At 51.2% G+C, this 21,787-nt stretch carries 15 protein-coding genes; 4 read left to right on the top strand and 11 right to left on the bottom strand.

Features of this window, described 5'->3' with window-relative positions; all coding sequences use genetic code 11:
* Positions 1–156 precede the first annotated feature (156 nt).
* A complete protein-coding gene (locus J3P35_RS09790) occupies positions 157–1,173 on the bottom strand; it encodes a septal ring lytic transglycosylase RlpA family protein (protein ID WP_210464420.1) in 1,017 nt (338 codons plus the stop codon).
* A gap of 287 nt (positions 1,174–1,460) precedes the next feature.
* Positions 1,461–3,923, bottom strand: coding sequence for a type IA DNA topoisomerase (locus J3P35_RS09785; protein WP_210464418.1), 2,463 nt, complete (start codon positions 3,921–3,923; stop codon positions 1,461–1,463).
* 311 nt (positions 3,924–4,234) lie between these two features.
* On the opposite strand from J3P35_RS09785, the gene J3P35_RS09780 reads away from it, so the two are divergent.
* Positions 4,235–5,641: a hypothetical protein gene (locus tag J3P35_RS09780; protein ID WP_210464416.1), complete on the top strand. Its 1,407-nt coding sequence runs from the start codon at positions 4,235–4,237 to the stop codon at positions 5,639–5,641.
* 122 nt (positions 5,642–5,763) lie between these two features.
* On the opposite strand, the gene J3P35_RS09775 is transcribed toward J3P35_RS09780, so the two are convergent.
* The 6 genes from J3P35_RS09775 to J3P35_RS09750 all read right to left on the bottom strand — a co-directional run bounded on the left by J3P35_RS09775 (position 5,764) and on the right by J3P35_RS09750 (position 15,083).
* Entirely contained in the window at positions 5,764–7,326 is a 1,563-nt protein-coding gene (locus J3P35_RS09775; RefSeq protein ID WP_210464414.1) for a SulP family inorganic anion transporter, read from the bottom strand.
* Positions 7,327–7,703: 377 nt separating this feature from the next.
* Complete coding sequence (locus J3P35_RS09770; protein ID WP_210464412.1) at positions 7,704–9,089, bottom strand: HAMP domain-containing sensor histidine kinase; 1,386 nt, start codon at positions 9,087–9,089, stop codon at positions 7,704–7,706.
* Between the two features lie 2 nt (positions 9,090–9,091).
* Positions 9,092–9,769, bottom strand: a complete 678-nt coding sequence (locus J3P35_RS09765) for a response regulator transcription factor (RefSeq protein ID WP_210464410.1) — start codon at positions 9,767–9,769, stop codon at positions 9,092–9,094.
* A 221-nt stretch (positions 9,770–9,990) separates the two neighbouring features.
* Positions 9,991–11,217 carry a multidrug effflux MFS transporter gene (locus tag J3P35_RS09760; RefSeq protein WP_210464408.1) on the bottom strand — a complete coding sequence of 409 codons (1,227 nt, stop codon included), beginning with the start codon at positions 11,215–11,217 and terminating at the stop codon, positions 9,991–9,993.
* Between the two features lie 833 nt (positions 11,218–12,050).
* Complete coding sequence (gene glgP / locus J3P35_RS09755) at positions 12,051–13,709, bottom strand: alpha-glucan family phosphorylase (protein WP_210464406.1); 1,659 nt, start codon at positions 13,707–13,709, stop codon at positions 12,051–12,053.
* A gap of 867 nt (positions 13,710–14,576) precedes the next feature.
* Positions 14,577–15,083 carry a cupin domain-containing protein gene (locus J3P35_RS09750; protein WP_210464405.1) on the bottom strand — a complete coding sequence of 169 codons (507 nt, stop codon included), beginning with the start codon at positions 15,081–15,083 and terminating at the stop codon, positions 14,577–14,579.
* Positions 15,084–15,731: 648 nt separating this feature from the next.
* Here J3P35_RS09750 and J3P35_RS09745 point away from each other — a divergent pair.
* Positions 15,732–16,082 (top strand): hypothetical protein, encoded by a 351-nt coding sequence (locus tag J3P35_RS09745; protein ID WP_210464403.1) that lies wholly within the window; start codon positions 15,732–15,734, stop codon positions 16,080–16,082.
* A 187-nt stretch (positions 16,083–16,269) separates the two neighbouring features.
* On the opposite strand, the gene J3P35_RS09740 is transcribed toward J3P35_RS09745, so the two are convergent.
* The gene (locus tag J3P35_RS09740) at positions 16,270–17,406 is read right to left on the bottom strand and encodes an AI-2E family transporter (protein WP_210464401.1); all 1,137 of its coding nucleotides are present in this window, start codon (positions 17,404–17,406) and stop codon (positions 16,270–16,272) included.
* A 250-nt stretch (positions 17,407–17,656) separates the two neighbouring features.
* Positions 17,657–19,141, bottom strand: coding sequence for a tetratricopeptide repeat protein (locus J3P35_RS09735; protein WP_210464399.1), 1,485 nt, complete (start codon positions 19,139–19,141; stop codon positions 17,657–17,659).
* A gap of 465 nt (positions 19,142–19,606) precedes the next feature.
* Here J3P35_RS09735 and cysM point away from each other — a divergent pair, with 465 nt between their 5' ends.
* Positions 19,607–20,485: a cysteine synthase CysM gene (gene cysM, locus J3P35_RS09730; protein ID WP_210464397.1), complete on the top strand. Its 879-nt coding sequence runs from the start codon at positions 19,607–19,609 to the stop codon at positions 20,483–20,485.
* A gap of 61 nt (positions 20,486–20,546) precedes the next feature.
* A complete protein-coding gene (locus J3P35_RS09725) occupies positions 20,547–21,170 on the top strand; it encodes a TlpA family protein disulfide reductase (protein WP_210464395.1) in 624 nt (207 codons plus the stop codon).
* Positions 21,171–21,195: 25 nt separating this feature from the next.
* Here the strand turns inward: J3P35_RS09725 and J3P35_RS09720 are convergent, their stop codons facing one another.
* Entirely contained in the window at positions 21,196–21,753 is a 558-nt protein-coding gene (locus tag J3P35_RS09720; RefSeq protein WP_210464393.1) for a hypothetical protein, read from the bottom strand.
* Positions 21,754–21,787: the final 34 nt, after the last annotated feature.

Here is a 21,787-nt window from a genome sequence, read left to right as displayed (position 1 = left end):
GTTTTTTACAGGATATAGTTGGATTCACTGAGCCTCCTCTCCTTGTCCTGCTTTTAAGCTGTTTTCAGTGAAAAAGCTTTAAAACAGAAGAGGCAAAAGACGGGCCGTGGTGGCTTCCGTTTTTTGCCTCTTCTGATAAAATGAGGTTATAAACGCCTAGGGCATGTAGGATACTTCTACCCGGAAGCGTTTGTCTACAGCGCCTATCTGCTGGCAGGCTTTTCTGGAAAGCTTCACCACCACTTTGTCGTTATCACCGGTGGCGGGCAGTTTACCGATTACGCGCACGTACACGGTCTGGTCATTCATCGGGTTTTTCACCGCCATGATGGTGCCTACCGGGGCCGACTTGTGCAAGGCCAAGAATTTGTTCGCATCGGTGCGGGTTTCAATCTGCTCGGCCATGCCGCTCTCGTTCACCCTTGAAACGTACTCAGAAGTCTTAGAGGCCGGTTTGTCGTCATCGGCATCAGCTTTATCGGATTTTTCTGCTTTATCTGCCTTAGCAGAGGCGGCATTGGTGGTTCTGGACGAAGTGGCTACCGGGGTAGACGGGCTGGCAGCCGGCGTGTTGGAGGCCTGCTTAGGCGTGGTAACTACGTCATCAGACTCAGGCACGTACACTTTGGCGTTGGCAGCAGCGGCGGCCGGGGCTTTTTCACCGGTGCCTACAATGAGTTTCTGGCCCACTTTCACGGTGGAGGCAGTGAGCTTGTTCCACTTTTTGATGTCATCAATGCTCACCTGGTGCTGGTTCGCGATGGAGAACATGGTCTGGCGGGCCTGCACCGTATGGATTTTATTCCCTTTAGCGTCTACCTCGTAGGTACGGTTTGCGGCCGGACTGGCTGCGGTCTCCGCCGGTTTGCTGGCTGTGGTGGTGGAATTGGAAGCAGAAGCAGAACTGCCACCTTCAATGGGAATAAGAACCGTTTGGCCCACAATCAGGGCTTTGTTCACGTTCTTGTTAGCGGCTACAATTTTATCAACGGCTACCGCGTACTTGCGGGCCAGGCCGTAAAGGGTTTCGCCGGGAGTTACTTTATGGGTGATGTAGGTTTTTCCGTTCTGGACCTTCACCCCGGTTGAATCACGCAGGAACAACGTCTCTGCGGAGGCAGCGCCGTATGATACCATGAGGCATCCCAAAACAAACACAAACTTCTTTAACATGGACTCTACTTCGTTTAATCAATTACAAACATAGGGGGAGTTCAAAACTTGCCTATTTCAGAGGTTTTCTGCCCCAGAGAATACTTTTCCCTAATTCAGAAAGGCGGCTCCTGGTTTCAAAGCAGCACCAGAAGGCTTAAACAACCCCGCTGAATCTGCTAAGAGGGTGTAAGTTACCAAAAAAACCGAAAACCTTCTGCCTTCCTTTCCCGTTTAGAGCTCCTCTCAAACTGCCTTCCTCCGGCTCAACGGGCGGAAGGCAGCCCCTCTTATAACTGATTTTCTCCTTAAAACTGATATACCACCTTAAATTCCTCGTTCAATTTAAGCGCAGCCTCAAATTTGTTGCCAGTCTTGGGCGAGGTGAAGCCTTTGATCTTACCGGTCTTTCCTTTCAGGATCAAAGCCTGTATCTGGCTTTCAGATAAGGTCTTGCCGTGCAGCTCAAACGGCACCATGAACTGGCACCCTTCCCTGAACCGGCTGCACCCGTAGGCAGTCTTTCCTTTGAGCATCTGCCCTTGGCTGCATTTGGGGCAGATCATGACCACGGGCTTCTGTTCCTTGGCCTGGGCTTTCTCCAGTTGCAGTTCATGGGTGGGCGACAGCACAAACGCAGCGTCAAACTTCTCGCCAGAGGCCTCGTCCACAAAGCCTTTCACCACCGGACTCTTGCCTTTCTTCAAAAGCGTCTGCACCTGTTTCTCGCCCAGCGGCTTGCCCTGGAAGGTCATGGGCAGCCTGAACGTACAGCCTTCCCGGAAGCGGGCGCAGCCGTAAGCCTGGCTTCCCTTCAGGATGGCGCCGGTTTTGCAAGCCGGGCAAGTACCTAACCCGCCTGCGGCGGATGGGGTGTTTTTGGCCTCTTTTTTGGTTTTCTCCCCTTTTTTGGCGGGCTCTTTCTCCTGGGCTTTGGCGGCAGTCTCGGTAGGTTGCAAGGTCACGGTTTTGTTGTCCTGCTTTACCTCCTGCACCATTTCCCACACCAAGCCTTTCAGCTCACGCAGGAAATCATCGGCGGAGAACTCGCCGCCCTCAATCTGCCGAAGCTTCTTCTCCCACTGCCCTGTCATCTCCGCGGATTTGAGCGTGGGGTTCTTGATGACCTGGATCAGGTCAATGCCCATTTGGGTAGGCAGTATTTTCTTTTTCTCCTTCCGGATGTAGTTGCGTTTGAACAGCGTCTCAATAATGGCCGCCCGAGTGGAAGGCCGCCCGATGCCGTTTTCCTTCAGCGCTTCTTTCAGCTCATCGTCCTCCACCTGTTTGCCGGCGGTCTCCATGGAGCGCAAGAGCGTGGCCTCGGTGAAATCCTTAGGCGGACTGGTGGATTTCCGCTCCAGCAAAGGCTCGTGCGGGCCTCGCTCGCCGGCATCAAAGTGCGGAAGCACCGCCAGGTCCTCTTCTTTCTCCTCGCCTTCGGCGGATGGTTTACCGGCAGGCTTGGGTGTCGAGGTGTTTTCCTCGGGTCCGTAGACCACGCGCCAGCCGGGCTCCAGGATCTGCTTGCCTTTGGCCCTAAAAGCGTGTTGCGCTGCCTCGCCATTCACCACCGTGTTGCTCACGATACAGTCTGGGTAGAACGCCGCAATGAACCGTTTGGCCACCACATCGAAGACCTTGGCCTCGGTCCCGAACAGCCCCCTGGCCTCTGAGCCCGTAGGAATAATGGCGTGGTGATCAGTGACCTTGTTGTTGTTGAAGACCTTCGCCGACTTCCTGATTTTCTTGCCCAGGAGTTCCTGTGTGAGGTGCTGGTACCCGGTGAGGCCGCTCAGGATACTGGGAATCTTGGGGTAAATATCATCGGGCAGGAAAGTCGTATCCACGCGCGGGTAACTGACTACCTTTTTCTCGTAAAGGCTCTGTACCGTCTTGAGCGTCTCATCCGCTGACATCCCAAACTTGTTGTTGCACTCCACCTGCAGCGAGGTCAGGTCAAAGAGCCTGGGCGCACTCTCGGTGCCCTTCTTCGTCTCCACGTCCTTGATCTCGAACTCGGCGGGCCTGATCTGCTCCATAATGGCCTGCGCCTTGGCCTCGTCTTTGAAACGGCCCGAGGTACTGCTGAAGGTTACCTCGCGGTAGACAGTCTTCAGTTCCCAGAAAGGCTCAGACTTAAAGTTCTGGATCTCCAGGTGGCGGTGCACGATCATGGCCAAAGTAGGCGTCTGCACGCGACCTAAAGAAAGCAGCTGTCGCCCCTGGGCGTACTTCACGGTGAACAGGCGGGTGGCGTTGATGCCCAGGAGCCAATCGCCTATGGCGCGGCTCTTACCGGCCTGGTACAGTTGGTCAAACTCTTTCCCGTCGCGCAATTGGGCAAACCCCTGCCTAATGGCTTCCTCAGTCAAAGAGGAGATCCAGAGGCGTTTGAAGGGCTTGCGGTATTTGGCCTGGTGCAGAACCCAGCGCTGGATCACCTCCCCTTCCTGGCCGGCATCGCCGCAGTTGATCACCTCCTTGGCATTTTCCAGCAAGGTCTGGATGATCTTGAACTGTTGTTCTACCCCTTTGTTGCTGATGAGTTTGATGTCAAAACGGTCAGGCACCAAGGGCAGGTCCGGTAGGTACCAGCGCTTCCAGTTGGGGTTGTAGTCATCGGGTTCGCAGAGCTGGCAGAAGTGCCCGAAGGTCCACGTGACCTGGTACCCATTGCCCTCAAAATAGCCGTTCATCTTGGTCTTGGCACCAATCACATGGGCGATTTCACGGGCTACACTGGGTTTTTCGGCGATGCAGAGTTTCAAGGCTATTTATAGGAAAACGGGTCAAAAACAGACCACAAAGGTACGAAATTTAGGGCCTTAACCCAATTCCAAAGCCTGAGCGCGCACATATCACTTTACCTATGTATTGGAAATTTTGCAGCACTACATCGATTTCCTTTACCATTTATTTACCAATCAGTTACCCCTCTTAAAAGCCCTTACATCCGTTAGGTTTTTACACCGCATTTTGGGATTTATACTAAACAAGGCCAAAATGGACTCGTATACATTAATCGGTGCCCCATGGGGCATCACATGAATCCATCATTCACCTTAAACTATAAACAACTATGAGAAATCACGGAATGGGGTACGATGCGTTTAACTCGTATCGCTCTGGAAATGAGAACACCAGTCGTAGTGAGTGGGGCAGCTTAGGCAACCGCACAGAGGGACAAGGAAATAAGGACTATCAATCTTACGGCGGTAGCATGAACCGCGGCAATACCGGAGACCGCGGTGAAAGCAATTTCACCAGCCAAGGCGGCTCAATCTATAGTGGCCACCAAGGCGACAGACAAGAAAACCATTACAGCAGCCAAGGCTCTAACTACGGCGGAAACCAATACCGCACTGGAAACCAAAGCGACCAAAACAGAGGCGGAATGGGTGGCCAGCACGGCAACACCAGCGGCTGGAGTGGACACTCCATGCAAAGCGGCAATATGCAGGGCTCCTCCATGCAAAACCGGGGCGGCTCTAACCAAAGCAACTACGGCTCTTCTATGGGCAGCGGCAGCGGCTCTTCCATGGGTGGCTCTAACTACGGCTATGGTTCCTCAATGGGCAACCAAAGCAGCATGAACCAGGGCGGATACGGCTCTTACGGCTCAGGATCTAGCCAAGGTTCTTCCGGCAACTACGGCTCTTCAAACTACGGATCACGCGGTGGCTCTAACTACGGCCAAAGCGGATCTTCCAACACCGGCGGCTCTTCCCGTGATATGGGAACATACGGCGGCGCCCGTTCTGGCTACGCTGGTTCTTCTTCCGGGCACTCCATGGGAGGCGCCATGGACAGAGGAAACGCCTACAGCAACTATGGCAGCTCTAATGACTTCAGAGGCTCAGGTTCTGGCTACGGTTCATCCAACTACGGGAGCCAAGGCGGACAACAGTCTGGATCCAGCAACTACGGCGGGTCTTTTGGACACAGCGGGTCTTCGTATGGGGGCAATACTGAATCTAATTACGGGCAGTCTTCCAGAGGCGGTTCTGGATATGGAATGAGCAGCGGCTCAGGCATGGGCTCTTCTTCTGGCATGAACAGAGGCTCCAACTCCTGGGACCGTGACAATGACCGTCACTCCAGCGGAACTTCCAACATGTACGGCACCAACAACCAAAGCAACTACCGCAGCGGAAGTAGCGGCAGCAGCTGGATGAACGATGATGACCATGATCATGCCCGTTTCAGCCACGGAAACGCAAACGAAAACCGTTACTCAGATGACTACAGCCATCCGTCTAACATGAACCGCGGCAGAGACTATGATCAGGATAGATATCAGAACCGCCGCAATGACGACAATGATGACAACCAGGGCGAAGGCTTCTTTGAAAGAATAGGCCACGGTATCAAAGACGCCTGGAACAGCATTGCCGGTGACGATGATGACAATGACAACAACCGCAGAAACTCTGCCGGTGGACCTCCTTACAACTACGGCGCCGGATCTAACAACGCCGGGTGGTAATCCACCGGTTAGAATAAGTGATTTAAAAAAGAAAGCCCCGCCAATATGGCGGGGCTTTCTTGCTCAACACTAAAACAGTTATAGGAACAATTAATCTGGGGATATGCAATGGGTTACGTCTACTAATGCATGTCCATGGTTTTCACCCCAGGGATGTCGCGCAGCGTAAGCCGGATGTCTTTTTCGTGGGCTACGGTTCTGAAATTCTGGATGGCTTCCAGTACATCGTAGTCAATGTAGGTAGACTGTGAGCCGTCAATCAGCACTTCGCTGTTCTCAGGCAGATGGTCCAGGGTAAGGGCCACGCTGGCTTTGTTCAGGAAAGAAACGTTCTCGCTGAGTTTGATATGGATCTTCTCCTGGCCGTTGTGGTTCTCGCGCTTGAAGAAGTAAGGAGATTTGTAGTTGGCCTTAAGGATGTAGAAGACCCCTACCACCAAACCAATGCTGATACCTTTCAGGAGGTCAGTGAACAGGATGGCCACAATGGTGATGATGAACGGCAGGAACTGGTCCATGCCCAATTTCCACTGCGTTTTGTAAAGAACCGGTTTGGTGAGTTTAAAACCTACCATGAGCAATACGGCAGCCAGGGCAGCCAAAGGAACCAAGCCAAGCACATTGGTCAGGAACAGAATGCTCAGCAGCAGGAACACCCCGTGGAAGAAGCTGGACAGTTTTGACTCGCCCCCGGCGTTCACGTTAGCGGAGCTACGTACAATCACCGCGGTAAGCGGAATACCGCCAATAAGACCACTGATCATGTTACCTACCCCCTGGGCTTTCAGCTCACGGTTAGTAGGGGTGCGGCGTTTATGCGGGTCAAGTTTATCTACGGCCTCTACACTCAGCAAGCTTTCCAAACTGGCTACAATGGCCAGGGTAATGGCAACCACCCATACGTTGGCGTTGGTGATGGCGGCCCACTCTGGGAAGCGCAATTCATTCAAAAGAGAAGCCGGACCAGAGATTTCCGGCAGGTTCACCAGGTGCGAGTCTGCGATGGCCAAAGCAGGGAAAGAGTTCTGGAACAGCAGGAACAAGCCAATGGAAACGAGTACCGCAATAAGGGCCCCTGGAATCAGCTTGAAAATGGCAATTCGCTGCATAAACGGACGCTCCCACAGAATAAGAATGGCCAGAGAGACCATACCCACAATCAGGGACCCTAGCTGCAGTTTGTTACTGAAAGCGTAACCGATCTCACTGAATGTGTTGCGCCCATCAGATTGGAAGAAGTCAAGGTCACCCAGGAAATCATTGTCAGCGCCCAAGAAATGGGGAATCTGCTTGAGGATGAGGATAAGACCGATGGCGGCCAGCATTCCTTTGATTACCGATGATGGGAAGTAAAGCCCAATGATACCGGCTTTCAGGAAGCCCAGAATCACCTGGAACACCCCGCTCAGCACCACGGCCAGGAGAAATACCTCATAACTCCCCAGGCTCTGGATTCCGTTCAGTACGATAACAGTCAAACCCGCGGCCGGACCGCTCACGCTCAACTGTGACCCGCTTACCCACGAAACCACCAAACCACCCGTAACCCCGGCAATCAGACCAGCGAAAAGTGGTGCTCCGGAGGCCAGGGAAATACCCAAGCATAGCGGCAACGCTACCAAAAACACCACCAGTCCCGCAGATAGGTCTTTCCCTACCGTGCTAAATAATCCTCGCTCTTTCATAATTCCTGTTCCTTGCGCCAAATTGCAATTCTGGCAAGCCAATAACCCTTTTAGTGTAATCTATCCTACAAAAGTCATTGAATGAAATTAAGACCGAATTAAAACGAGATTAAAATTTGATTAAAATGAAAATACAGGGATTAAGCACTCTTGTTACCCTTTACGCCCAAATCAGCTGTTTTGAAGCCTTTTCTATCAAAACAAGCTTAAAACATGGCCTAAAAGCAGGTTAAAAATTTTCTTAAGTTCACCTTAGAAATCACCTGAACATGAAAAAAACCGTTTAAGGGCCAGATTGTAAAATATGGCCCCTAAACGGTTTGCTTACTCAGGAAAATGCCAGCGGCATTGAGCACCAATAGACTAGTAGAGGCTGCTTAAATCTTGAAGACCTCGTAGAGTTTTGGGAGGGTGATGGTGACTTCGGTGCCCTGATTCAGCTGGGAGTACACCGCAATGGAACCCCGGTGCAGCTGAATGATCTTCTCCGCCAACGGCAACCCGATGCCGTGGCCGGATATATCGCGCACGCTTTCGGCCCGGAAAAAAGGCACGAACACCTTGCGTACGTCTTCCGGCGCCATGCCTATCCCCCGGTCGCGCACCCGCAAAATCAGATCCTTCGGCTTCACCTCAATAGAGGCCGATATGGTTTTATTCGCACCTGAGAACTTGCCGGCATTCTCCAGCACGTTCACCGTGGCAATGAGCAGCAGCGCCTCGTTGCCTTTGATGATGAGTTCGTTTTCGTCTTCGGGCATATCCAGGAACTCTACCTCTACCACCATGGCGGGCTGCCGCTTGCGGGCCTCGCCGCAGGCTTGCCACACCAGTTCGTCCAGCCGCAACTCACTCATCTGTATCTTGGAAGAGTCTGTGCTGGCCTGCACCATCTGCAGCAATCCGTTGGAGAGTTGGGTCAGCAGTTGGGCATCTTCCAAGATAGATTGCAGCACCCGCTCATACTCCTCCGGCTGGCGCTTGTTCATGAGGGCTACCTGCAACTCACCAATCATGGCGGTGAGCGGGGTGCGCAACTCATGCGAGGCATTGGAGACAAAAGTCTTCTGCACCTCAAATGCGGTTTCCAGTCTGTCCAGCAGGTTGTTGAAGGTTTTAGCCAGCATGGCCACCTCATCCTCCCCATCGCCTTGGCTCAGGCGGCGGTGCAGGTCAGAGGCATTTATTTTCTCCACCTCAGAAACCACTTTCAGGAAAGGGTTCAGGGCCGCCCGCGAGAAAGCCATGCCGCAGAGCACCACGATCACCAGCGCCATCACAAAACCCGTGATCAACAGCGTGCGCAGGTGATACAGCTTGTTCAGGTTGTACAAGTCAATGGAAGAGGCGAACACAAAATGCACCTGGCCGCGGTGCAGGTACCTGATGCCCACCATCTGGCGGTCGCCTTCCTCCATATGCACCTCCCCTTCTTTTTTCAAACGCTCCAGAAGCTTGGACGGCACCTCCACGCTTTCCTCCCCCTCACTGAAAATAAGGTTTTGGTTCTGGTCAAAGACTTTCACCACCTCACGGGGCAGCATCTGGAAGTAAAGGCGCTGGTCCAGGGCGTGCTGCTGTTGGCTCACGGTATCAGCATCCAGCACGTAGTGGGCGGTGGCGTAGGCCCGATTCAGGATACGGCCGTAAAAGTCGTTTTTGCGGTAAAGGGCGCTGAAATAATACACCGACAGCGAGAAGAAAAGCAGGATGCCGGTGAAGATCAGTGTGAAACGCAGGGTGAGAATGGTCTTGATCTTCATCTCTATTCCATCTCCTTCATCACGTACCCCATGCCCACCAACGTATGGATCAGTTTAGGTGAAAAATCTTTGTCTATCTTCTTTCGCAGGAAATTGATGTAGACATCTATCACGTTGCTGCCGGTGTCAAAGGAAGTTTCCCAGACCTGTTCAATGATGTCTACCCTGGAGACCACGCGCTCTTTGTTGCGCAATAAATACTGTAATAAGGAAAACTCACGGGCGGTAAGCGAGATGGGCGTGCCGTTGCGCTGCACGGTCTTCTTCTGCACATCCAGCTCCAGATCAGCGATCTTCAGCACCTCGGTGCCCACGCTTTCTTGCGACCGTCGCGTCAAAGCCCTGATGCGGGCCAACAGTTCCTGGAACTCAAAAGGTTTAACTAGGTAATCATCGGCACCGGAGTCAAGGCCCAGGATCTTGTCATCGGTAGAGCCCAGGGCGGTGAGCATGAGAATAGGCACCGTCAGGTTCTGCTGCCGGATGAGCTTACAGACCTCCACCCCGTTCATGCGCGGCAGGATTACGTCCAGGATCACTAGGGCGTACTCGTTCTCAGTGGCTAGTTTAGCGCCGTAAAAGCCATCGTAGGCCTGCTCTACCTCGTACATCTGCTCCTCCAATCCCTTCTTGATGAAAGCACTTACTTTAGGTTCGTCTTCAATGAGCAGTATTTTCATATCACGTCAATTCAGGTTGGTTGGCGGACAAAGGTAAACATTCAACCCAAAAACTGGGCGGCAGCCTGCTATGCTTCTGCAATTCAAATCCCAGGCCGTTCACATTCTGCTTCCGGCTTTAAGTATTCAACTGCTCAGGAGACAAAAACGAAAAAGCCGTTTAGAGGCTGATTTCTGCAAAACAGGCCCCAAACGGCTTTGTAACATTCGTTCAAAGTCTCTTACAGCTCAGGAACCGCACCGTCCAATTCGGCTTTTCGGTATTCATTTGCGCTTTGCTGGCCCAGGAAGTAAATCAGGATGCCGAGTACTGTGCAGGAAGTCATGACGGTCACCATGGGCAAGGCCGTGCCGTTGTGCAGCAAACTCACTGCGCCGGAAACCAAGGCCCCGATGCCCATCCTGAAGCTTCCGCCTAACGCCGAGGCGCTACCTGCGAATCGGGAGAATGGTGCCAGAGACAAAGCCGAGGCATTGGGTGCGGTAAGCCCCTGCCCCAGTAAAAAGAGAAACAACACAATGATGAGGGCCAGTTTGTCATACCAGCCCGCATATACGCCTACCGCCATCAGGGTGCCCACCACGGTTTGGTACAGAAGACCCATTCTAATGATCTGCTCGCTTCTGAGTTTCCGCAACAGGATGTGGTTGAACTGCGGCGACCCGATCATGGCCACTGATAGAATGGCGAAAATCCAGCCGTACTCCTGCTCACTTACTTTGTATATGTTCATGAACACATCAGGGGAACCGGAGATGTATGCGAAGGGAGCAGCCGAGGCAATGCCGCCCACCAGCGTATACACCAGAAACTGGGGATTCCGCAGGACAGTGAGGAAATTACCTAGCACCGCCCGGGGCTTTAGTGACATGGAAGGATCTGGCTGTTTCCCCTCGGGTAAGGCAAAGAAGATCCCGGTCAGAATCAACAAGGTAATACCGCCCAAAGCCAGGAACACCGAGTGCCACCCAAATCCCGCTGTCATGTAACCGCCCACGGTGGGCGCGATCATGGGCGACACAGCAATCACCAGAATGAGCCAGGAGAAAACCTTGGCCGTCTCGGTGACCGGGAACAAATCCCTTACCAAAGCCTGGGCCGCCACCATACCCGCGCATCCGCCAACGGCCTGAAGAAAGCGCATGCCAATGAGCATATCGGGCGAAGTGGAAAGGGCACACCCAATGGAGGCCAGTATGTACACGCCCAACCCCACGTACAAGGGATACTTCCGCCCGAAACGGTCCAGAAGCGGTCCGTACAGCAACTGCCCCGCGGAGATCCCAATCAAATAGGCCGTAAGCGAAAGTTGAACGGTAGAGATGGTGGTTTGAAGATCCTCGGCAATTGCCGGAAAGCCCGGCAGGTACATGTCAATGGAAAAGGGACTGATGGTGGAGAGGGAACCCAGAATCAGGATTATAAGGAAATATTGTTTACGCGTCATAACTGTAAGCCAAAGAAGGCAAAGGTACGGCTTATCCAGGCCAATCACCCAGAAAACCCCACTGTACCAAGTACCATCTGTGAAACCAGCTTTTACTTACGGGTATCATCCACAATAGGCCCGATGTTTTAAGTGTGTTTTAGATAAATCAAGGTGAAAATAGAATAATGGTACCGGCAGGTACAAACACCTTTCTTTGCCATTATCGCAGGAAATCACTGCTATGAAAAAATGTAAGGTAGAAACCAGTGAGTGGCAGCAAGAGGACATAAATGTGGATTTGAGGCTATCGCCTCACGGCAGTTGCAAACTGCCGGTCATGGGAGGTCCGAGTCACAGACTTGAACAATGAAATTAGAGAACAAACGACCTGATCAGCAGGTGTAAACACCCTCCTTCGCCCCCCTCAAGGGGGGAGTCTCTCAGCTATGCGTGAAGACGTAAGGTATTGGCCTTTACAGAGGAAGACGCTCGCAGGACCTTCGGACGCTGCGAGGTCTGCGGCGTTCCTGCTAACGCATTCCCCTTTTCCAGCCTTTCGGTGGAGCGCCTTGTCAGGTTCCGGTGCCGCTAGGCATTGCGACCGCAAGGGAGCAAAGGAAGCTGGCGCAGCGCGAGGCCGGAAGGCGGGGCTTCGCGGCCGTGAGCGCACGGAGCCCAGAGATGCAACAATACAGTTCATAAACCCACGGAAACAGCAGCGCCACCCAAGCACAAGCAGACTACGAGTGCATAAAACACCCCCACACTTCACATCCAAAATAGAAAAAGGGTGCTCAAAAAGGCTTTCACCCCTTCAAACACCCATATAAAAGGAACGCTAAAACTAAACCTTATTTCCCGTCTTGGTAAAGCAAATGATAATACTCGTCCGCCATCCTTTCTGACCCAAAATACGCCGTTACATCCCGCATGCTTTGCTTCATGATGCTCACCCATTTTTTGCGGTCAACATAATAAGCCGGGATTACCTCCGTCTCCAGAATGTGCATCATGTTGTTGTAATCTATCTGGTCCTGCTCAAAATCTGGCAAGGAGGTGTCCACTATTGGGAACAGGTAGCTGTTCTCGCCGTGCTTCCCGAACTCAGGAATCCAGCCGTCCTGCACCGAGAAGTTGATGGCGCCGTTCATGGCAGCGGTCATGCCGCTGGTACCGGAAGCTTCCCTGGGACGTCTTGGAGTGTTCAACCAGACGTCGGCGCCCTGTTTCAGTTTGGCGGATAGATCTAACTCATAGCCGGTCAAAACGGCCACGTTCTTTTTCTGGTGAGAGACCTCAATAAGTTTATTAAAGATACTGATGGCGCCGTAGTCAAAAGGATAAGGCTTTCCGGCCCAGATCACCTGCACGGGCTGCCCTTCGCGGTTGATGAGCTCAAAAAAGCGGTGCAGGTCATAGAGCAGCAGATCGGCGCGTTTATAGGCGGCAAACCGGCGGGCCCAGACAATAGTAAGCACATCGTTCTTGAAGAGTTTCCCGGTCTGGTCGGCCACTACGTCAAAGAGCGGCTTTTTCATCTCGCACTTCAACTGCACCAACCGCTCATCATCATTGGCCTCCAAGGCCTGCCGCAAGGAAGTGTTCTGCCAGTAATTGATGTTTTGGGCATTGGTGATGGACCTGATCTCGCTTACGCCCTCGTTGCCGTACCACATCTCGCGGGAGACATCGCCGTGCAGTTTAGACACCCCATTGGCTATTTTGGCCAGCCGCAGCGCCGTGAGCGTGTAGTTGAGGCTGGGACCGAAGGTGCCGGAGATGCGCCGGGCCTCTTCCACGGGCAACGGCCCGAAGAAAGACATCTTGGCCAGCAGATCCACGTCATTCTCCTCGTTTCCGGCTTTCTCTGGTGTGTGTGTGGTGAAGACCATGCGTTTTTTCACCTCATGGATGTCGCGGTACTTGTCAAACAGATGGAAGACCAAAGGCAGGGCGTGGGCTTCGTTCATGTGGTAGATGGCTGCCCCGCCCAGGGTTTCCACTACTTTGGCCCCGCCAATACCCAGAATAATGCTCTGAGCGATGCGCGTGGGTAGCTCAGGGTCGTAGAGCCGGTGCGTGATGGTGCGGCTCAGGAAATCGTTCTCAGGGATATCGGTGGTGAGGAAATACATGGGCACCGTTCCTAAAACCTCAGCGGGAAGCACAAGCGCCTTGACCCAAACCGGGTTGTTATGGATAGTCACCTGCACCATGATGCCCGTGTCTTCCAGAAACGCATAATACTTCTTCTGGAACTGAACCCCCATCATCTGGTCATCGGTGCGCACCTGGTCATAGTACCCGTACCGCCAGAGAATGCCAATGCCAATCATGTTCTGCCGCAGTTCATAGGCGCTGCGCATGTGCGAGCCGGCCAGATACCCCAGACCACCCGAGTAGATTTTCAGGGCCTGATGGATTGCAAACTCCATACTGAAGTAAGCCACTCGCTCACTGTACTTCTCATTAATGGTATACGGATGATACCACTTGTTATAATTTGCCATATGATGTGGGCGGACGAAGGGTAAAACAATTCTGAACGTTTGAATTTGCCTTAAGCAACTCCAGTACCATTTTCTGAACCTGTACGAGAGCTCCGCAAGGAAAATGCGTATTAATACTAGCTATAATCTTATTCAGAAACAAATACTTCAATATTTCTTTACCCACAGTTTGGGAGAAACCCTTTAATTACATCCATAAGCAATACTTATTACTTTCTGCAGGGAAGTTGACCAGGATAACCGCCATGCGGCTCATTCAGCTTTTTAGCCTTAAAAGAGCCATTTTAGAAGGTTTTTCCTAAATCGGTTCTTACACACAGATGCGGTACTCATTGCCGCGGTTTCCCAGTCCAATCAAGATGATGGGCAACTTTGGGCCAAACAACACTTTTCATTTTACCGGGAAGATGAATAGAGCAAACTAGGGCTAATACCGCAGAATGTCTATCCCTTACAAGGCTGATCTCCAATATATAAGCGATGATTGACTTACTTGCCTCTTGTTAAAAATGGCCTTAAAACGCAGTATATGCACTTAAGGCCAAACCGGCACTGTTCAGCATCATCGCAGATTACCTTGCCCACTTAGAAACAAAGAAACAACGGAGGTTCTGCTGTGCGTGAACTCACCATTGACCCAGACAAGTAGCACCAGTAAAACAAACCGTAGCTCCTACCCTTTAAAAAAAAAGAGCACCTCCGTTCTGGGGCTGATTTCATGAAATCGGCCCCAGAACGGAGGCGTTAAAATATTTGGTCAAGGACTTGCCTCTAGAACCCGAGAAGAAAGAAATATCAGCAAGGATAAAGCTTGCCAATGGCTCTGTTTAATCGTCAAATAACTTCTGACAATAAATATGGATCAGCCTATCGGCCGAAATCGTCCTGCACGCGAACGATATCGTCTTCGTTGGACGGGTTGGTGGCATCGGTGTGCTGCCAGATCTCAGCCAGAACGCCCCAATCGTCTAAGCCCACTAAGCGGTGACGCTCAGATTGTTTTAAAGTGATGAGGGCACCTGGCTCCAGGCGCTGCAACTGGCCTTCTTCATCGGTGGGACTGGTAACCACGCCTACTTTTCCTTTCACCACTTTCCAGATCTCGGCCCGGCGGTGGTGGTACTGCCATGAAAGCCGCTTCTCAGGGGCCACTACCAGAATCTTGGGGCTAAGTTTCCCCGATATCCGAAGGTCATCAACGGAGATCCCGTCAAAGTAAGTATCGGCAAACTCCTGGGCCTGGTTTTCATCAATCACGAAGAAGCCGCCCCAGGGTCTGGTTTGGTCCTGGCTGGCCACGGTAAATCCCTTGGAAGTCAGTTCTTGTTCAATCTCTTGAAATAGGGCTTGTTTCTGGTCTTCAGTAGCAGACATAGTGCATTGGGGTATAGATGTACAGCGGCTAATTTAATAGCCCAAGTTTAATTAACCACATTAATTTTTCCGACGATGAGCAACTGGGCCTTCTACTGCTTTGGGGCTGCCTTCAAAAAACCGGTCCTTAAACAAAAACCGTATCTAGGTCGTCATTATTGGTTTATTGACAAGTGTGAAAAGGCAGATTCATAAAATGGTAAAATCTTTTGCCTTTTATCGGCAATAAGTATAAAAAAACAACACAGCACAGTTAAAGCCACACCATAGGTATTTTCCCATTTTTAAAACCTGATATTATCTTCCAATCGCTCTTACCACACTTGCAAAATCCTACCTTTGCCAAACTTTAGAATCAAGGCCTGCAAGCATAAGTCTTTCACACCGGCGATGAACAATGACGTCTAAAAAACACTTATTTTTGAGCAAAAACCAATACTTACAGAAAAGGACGCCTTTGTTTTGCATGGTCATTGACTTCTGATTTTCAGGAGAAGAAGAAAGAAACCTCCAATGATTTTAGCAGTGAATTCCAGGGTAATACCTACCTCCTAGATGCTACTACATTGTTTGAATAATGAAATTTTTATCACAATTCAATCAAGTATCTTTGTAAGAGAAAATTAAAAGTAATGGAGAGGAAAATCCATGGGAAATTTCTACAACTCACCCTCAGCAGGAACTCCTGAATACTTAGACGCTAGAATAGCTGGGAAACTGCTATACTTGCTTCAATCCGAAGCTTATGAACGCGGCGAAGCCATAGAAGAAGTTCTATTGGTAGCTACTTCCTACAGAGAAATCCTGCGCGAAAACGCTATCCCAGAAGATGCTGAACATACCGATGGTGTGACATGGCATCTTGATTCGCTCATACTGGAAGCGGAAAACATGCAGAATAGCCCTAAGAATGACCTTTTTCTGTATTTGAGGGCTTTTCATTCCTTCAAGGAAAAGATGAAGGATATGTTCCCATTCCTTAATATCTCCACTGCTTAAATTTAAAGGTCTGCTCTCAAGAGCCCTTTTGTAATCACGATGGGAAAGGCGTTTATGCCTTTACACCAACTCCCCTGTTGAGCATTCAGTTATTAGTTGGAATAACAACCCGGGAAACATTTCCAACCGCGGCAAACCCTGGATCATTGAACTGAGATACTGGCGTAACCACCCATTCAGTTCCTGCCTACCCTTTCTCGTTCCGGTCCTCGGCATCTACATATTTCTCCATCCTATCCGGCACATCAGGCACTCTGGTGTTAGGCGACAGCTGACCCGGGTAACTGTCTGGAATCTGGTCCCCAAGTATTCTGCCCCAGGGTTTCAGGTCCTCAATCCGGTCAAAGATGATTTTAAGTACCGCCACCAACGGAATGGACAGGAACATGCCAGATACGCCCCACAAGGCGCCTCCCAGCAAAACGGCCAGCACTGAAATCAAGGCGTTGATCTTCACCTTGGAGGAGACAATGCGGGGCACCAGCACATTGTTATCTATAAACTGAATCAGGAGGTAAGCCCCGATGATAAACAATTGGGTGGAGTAGCCGTCCTGGGTCACCGTTGCCATCAACACCGGCAGCGTAATCGCGATCAGCCCGCCTACGTAGGGAATCATGTTCAGGATAGCCCCAATAACACCCAACAGTATTGCGTACGGCACCCCTAAGATCAGGAGCGCCACGGAGTTCAGAACCGCCACAATGGAGGCTTCTATGAGCAGGCCCACAATGTAGCTCTGAATAGCCGCTTTGGTCTCGTGCAGAATCTCCGCCACAGAATGGGTGTTCTTCGTGGAAAACACCTCAAAAAGAAAGTTCAGGATGAGGGGTTTATACAGGAGAAAAAGAAAGATGTAAACCGGAATGAGAAAAAGCAAACTGAAGACGCCCAGCACACTGCTCACCGTTTGGCCCACCAGGGCTTTTCCGCTGCTGGCGGTGTCTTTCAGGAATTGGGTTTGCTTCTGGATACTGATCCCAAATTTGGTTTGCAGCAAGTTCTGCAGGTCTGTAAGGATCTGGGTAAACTTCAGTTTAAGGGCAGGCATCATCTCGCCAAACTGGATGATCTGGGCGGAAAGAAAATACAGGATAATGCCCAAAATGATAACCGCAATGAGCAGCGTAAGCAGAATGGAGAGAACCGTAGGTACCTTCATGCGCATAATGCGGCTGTTCAGAGGGTTGAGCAGAATAGCCAATAATAGCGAAAAGGCAATAGGCACCAGAATATCAGCCAAAATATGCATCACGTACACCAGCAGAATGATACCCAATAATACCAGTGTACTTTTCTTGTAAAACGGTTCTGAAGCAGTCATAGCAAGGTTTACTTGAAAGATGCGAGAATGTTTCCCAGGCAATACCCGGTCCTATTTAGAAGGATTGGCATTTACCTTCTAAGTGCCAAGCAACAGAACCATTGCATTAGGTCAGGATTTCAAAAGGCAGTACTTGACAACTCCATATTTTTCATTCACGGTTCTTATGAAGTAATACGAAGGCAGCCCACTTCTACCTGATAGAAAGTGGGCTGCCTTTGCACGTTTGTACCTATAAATCAATTTTGGCTTACTTATTAGACGCCAGTCTGGATTTGGCCATAGAGGCTTTCACCAGGGCGAACTCGGGGCCGGGTTCGTTTAGAGTATTGAGTTTTTTCTCTAGTTGGGCAGATTTCTCGCTGTTCCCTGATTTGGCTTCGGCTAGTGATTGGTAATACAGCACCCGGGGATTGTTCTGGTCAGCTTCTGCCAGGTGGGTTAAGGCTTCTTTCATGTTGCCCTGCTGGTAGGCGATTATGCCCATGAGTTTGTGATAATTCTGCATTTGCCCAACATTGGCGGAGGCATCCACCTTCGCTTTGAGTTCTGCGGCTTTGGCATTGGCCTGGGCGAAATCCTTGGCTTTGGCCGCGATCAAGGCTTCCACAAACAGCTGATGGTGCTGGAGGTTGGCTTTTTGGTAAGGAGCTAGCTCAGGACTGTTCTGGGCGGCAATAAGATGGGCAAGGGAGGTTTTCGCTTTGGCCAAGTCATTCATCTGGATGTAGATCTCGGCTTGCTCCAGACTGGCCCAGGCCAGATAGTTGTCGTTCTTGTGCTGCTGTAGCAGTTTTATGCCCCTATCAGAGGTTTGCAAAGCTTCTTTGTAACGGCCTTCAAAAAGGTAAGACTCGGCCAGGGCCATAATGTTGTCCACTTTGTCGGTGTAGGTAGGTGCTTTGCTTTCTGCGTACTGGTAGGCTTTGCGGCTTTCGTCCAGTTGGCCCATCAATAGGTAATTGTGCCCTACTTTGGTGAGGGAGACGTTGAACTCGGGGTCCATGGCTGCGGCTTTCTTATAGTTCTGGATGGCTTCCTGGTGTTTTCCCCGTTTGGTCAGCAAATCGCCCATGGAGTCATAGGGGTTCGCCTCCCTGGGTGCCGCCTTAATATAGTTTCTGAACGCCTCCTCGGCCTTGGCATAATCCTCTTTGCTGGTATAGGCGTACCCCAATAGGTTGTAAGCGGCCCCAAATCCAGGGTCCAGTGTCACTGCTTTGGTGAAGTGCGTGATGGCTTTGTCTGCATCATTACGGCCCATGGCGAATTGCCCGTTCATCAGGTGCACGTATTTGTCATTGGGGAAGCGCTGCGCGAGTTTATCCAGGTTGCTAATCACCTCCTCCGGCCTGTTCTCCACGTTGGCCTGCATCACGGAGATCATCAGCTGCTCGCCTTCCGATACGTTTTCCCTCAGGGCCAGGGCTTTGTTGTAGTGCTCCCTGAAACTTTGCCGGTCTGGTCCAGCGGCCTGGGCCCTGAGCATATGCGCTAGGGCGAAATCGGGGTCCAGTTGCAGGGCTTTGTCCAGGGCCTGGGCCGCTTTGTATATCTGAATGTTGCCCATGTGGACGCGGGCCTGGTTGAAATACTGCCGGGCCTCAGCAGATTTGGTGGTGATGGGGATGGGGGCTTCCATTTCCTGCCGGGCCCATGTAGGCAAAGTATTGAGCAAAAGCAGGCCCAACACCAGACAGGAAAGGAGAAAATGGTAATATGATGGTTTTCCCATGATTTTCAAGAATTGAAAGAGAAAAGATACAGATGACACGGCGGATGCGTGTAGCCCATCAGGCGGACATTTACGGCTTAACCAGCCATAACTTGGGAGCAGGAAGGTATGGATTGGACATACCAACGCCAGAGAGGTTCAATTCTTACTTAAATTTAACTAATTCGTCTTTAGCACCTAAGTAAAATATTGATTTTCTTAAACTTAGAACTACTTCTTCACCTTTTAAGGAAATCCTAGACCTTGGAAATAATACAAATCAAATCCCTCAGGTATAGTATTACGCGTAAAGGCTCACTTCTATTCGGTTCCTTGTTTTCTCACTGTTTCTCTAAAACCAGCCCCTAAACAGGCGTAATTTCCAGATCCCTCCTAACTTTGAGGCAAACTCAGCGGCATCATTAGCCCCATGATCTCGATCCATGGGCGCTGGTGCAACGTACGCCTTACCCAACCTGAGAACCTATGACCTTATTTGACCTGATTGGCAACACCCCTTTGGTGGAGCTTCAACATATTTCCCCTTCCAAGAACGTGCGGATTTTCGCCAAGATGGAAGGCCAGAACCCGGCGGGCAGCGTAAAAGACCGCCCGGCTTTTAACATGATCAAAAGTGCCTTGGACCGGGGAGACATAAAACCCGGCGACAAACTGGTGGAAGCCACCAGCGGGAACACGGGCATCGCGCTGGCCATGATTGCGCAGGCGCTGGGGCTCAGGATCTCCTTGATCATGCCAGACAACTCCACCGCTGAGCGGGTAAAAAGTATGGAAGCCTACGGGGCCGAGGTGATTCTGACCCCATCTGCCAGAACCATTGAATACTCCCGCGAGCTGGCCGAGGATATGGCGGCAAACCAGGGCTATTACCTCCTGAACCAGTTCTCCAATCCAGACAACTTCCTGGCGCACTATAAAACCACCGGCCCCGAGATCTGGCGAGACACCCAGGGACAGATAACCCATTTCGTGTCGGCGATGGGCACCACGGGCACCATCATGGGCGTCTCCAGGTACCTGAAGGAACAGAATCCTAGTATCCAGATTGTGGGCACCCAGCCCGGCCCCAACTCCAACATCCCAGGGATCCGGCGTTGGTCGCCGGAGTTTTTGCCCCAGATCTATGAACCGGCGCGGGTAGACCGCATCCTGGACATCAGTGAACAGGAAGCTACGCTGATGACCAGAAGGCTGGCCAAAGAGGAAGGGATTCTGGCCGGCATGAGCAGCGGCGGCGCGCTGCAAGCCAGCATCAGGGTAGCCCAGGAACTGGAGGAAGGCGTGATTGTCTTTATTGTCTGCGACCGGGGAGACCGCTACCTCAGCACCGACCTATTTGAGTAAAACCTTGCCATCTCTTGCGAGGGATGGTGTAAGAAAAAGGGAAAGAGGCTACTAAATACATATGAACAAGCAAGGACTTTCATTCCGCAATATCCCGGGCTGGGCTATTGTTCTGGCCATCTTCGGGATTTTGTACCTGACGGGGCTCCACACCGAGGCCATTGGTCAATTACAGCGGCTCTTGCTGGCCACCGGACTCAAAAAGGCGGATGTTCCCGAGGGCACCACCCCAAGTAGAATGGCCGGGACTGACCTCTCCCCTACAAGCCAGATGGCAGGAGCCGGTTTCCAGTTGACCACCCTGGACGGCAAGGTTGTTCCCTTTGAGAGTTTGAAAGGCAAGGTAGTGTTTCTGAACATCTGGGCCACCTGGTGCCCACCCTGCGTGGCAGAAATGCCCAGCATCCAGAGTTTATACGAGAAAGTAGGCTCAGATAAAATTGCCTTTGTGATGCTATCCGTGGACCAGGCAGGATTGCCGAAGGTGCAGAAACACATCCAAAAGAAAGGCTATACTTTCCCGGTGTTCCTTCCGGCCAGTCCCTTACCCCAGGAATTTGACAGCCCCTCCATCCCCTCCACGTTTATCCTTTCACCAGAAGGCAAAATCGTGTCCAAACAAATAGGGATGGCGGAGTATGACACGCAGGAGATGCGGGATTTTCTGGTAAACCTTGCCAAATAAAGGGTAATGTGGTCCTCTTTAACTCTTAAGAAACGAAACTCAGGTTCTTCAGGAAGGGCATGATGTTCTCATTGGTGATGAGGAAGACGGTTTCATTTTCTCTGCCTGTCAACTGAGTTTCCAGCGACAAAGCCGAGAACAGCCCGGCGGTATCTACTTCCTCCACCACCTCCACCCTGCTCAATCCTGAGCCTTTTTTATCCGGGTCTTTCCTTTTCAGAAGCAAGGCCACCACTTCTGCAGAATTAGACAACCGTCTGCTTATGCCAAAGCATTCTTCCAAAAGCCGTTGTTCATCGGGCAGGAGCGCTTCTCCCTTTCTTTCTTTCAGGTCTTTGATATACTGACAAAGGTCAAATATCAGTTTGGCCACTATAAAGTTAGGCTCCACCTTCCATAACTCCCGCATCCGGCTGGCCTTTGACCCTGAGCCATTCCTATACTTCTCATGGTTGAAATCCAGCCCTACACTCTTGATAACAAAGGCCTGCAAAGAGACATCTGTGAAATTCAGGAGAAAACCCTGCTTCATCCTGAGAAGGCTCTCCAGTTTCTGTTTTTCCAGGGAGTGTAAATCTGCCATAGGGTATAGATTTAGGGGAAATTCATTTAGGTTA

It is taken from the genome of Rufibacter roseolus (assembly GCF_017916365.1).
GTDB lineage: Bacteria > Bacteroidota > Bacteroidia > Cytophagales > Hymenobacteraceae > Nibribacter > Nibribacter roseolus.
This window is presented reverse-complemented; position numbering and strand designations above follow the sequence as displayed.

Bases quoted from the DNA above. Each gene is read 5' to 3' on its own strand.
- J3P35_RS09760 (WP_210464408.1), bottom strand. From the start codon at position 11,217: ATGACGCGTAAACAATATTTCCTTATAATCCTGATTCTGGGTTCCCTC.
- J3P35_RS09725 (WP_210464395.1), top strand. From the start codon at position 20,547: ATGAACAAGCAAGGACTTTCATTCCGCAATATCCCGGGCTGGGCTATT.
- J3P35_RS09720 (WP_210464393.1), bottom strand. From the start codon at position 21,753: ATGGCAGATTTACACTCCCTGGAAAAACAGAAACTGGAGAGCCTTCTC.
- J3P35_RS09735 (WP_210464399.1), bottom strand. From the start codon at position 19,141: ATGGGAAAACCATCATATTACCATTTTCTCCTTTCCTGTCTGGTGTTG.
- glgP (WP_210464406.1), bottom strand. From the start codon at position 13,709: ATGGCAAATTATAACAAGTGGTATCATCCGTATACCATTAATGAGAAG.
- J3P35_RS09740 (WP_210464401.1), bottom strand. From the start codon at position 17,406: ATGACTGCTTCAGAACCGTTTTACAAGAAAAGTACACTGGTATTATTG.
- J3P35_RS09780 (WP_210464416.1), top strand. From the start codon at position 4,235: ATGAGAAATCACGGAATGGGGTACGATGCGTTTAACTCGTATCGCTCT.
- J3P35_RS09750 (WP_210464405.1), bottom strand. From the start codon at position 15,083: ATGTCTGCTACTGAAGACCAGAAACAAGCCCTATTTCAAGAGATTGAA.
- J3P35_RS09790 (WP_210464420.1), bottom strand. From the start codon at position 1,173: ATGTTAAAGAAGTTTGTGTTTGTTTTGGGATGCCTCATGGTATCATAC.
- cysM (WP_210464397.1), top strand. From the start codon at position 19,607: ATGACCTTATTTGACCTGATTGGCAACACCCCTTTGGTGGAGCTTCAA.
- J3P35_RS09745 (WP_210464403.1), top strand. From the start codon at position 15,732: ATGGGAAATTTCTACAACTCACCCTCAGCAGGAACTCCTGAATACTTA.
- J3P35_RS09765 (WP_210464410.1), bottom strand. From the start codon at position 9,769: ATGAAAATACTGCTCATTGAAGACGAACCTAAAGTAAGTGCTTTCATC.
- J3P35_RS09770 (WP_210464412.1), bottom strand. From the start codon at position 9,089: ATGAAGATCAAGACCATTCTCACCCTGCGTTTCACACTGATCTTCACC.
- J3P35_RS09775 (WP_210464414.1), bottom strand. From the start codon at position 7,326: ATGAAAGAGCGAGGATTATTTAGCACGGTAGGGAAAGACCTATCTGCG.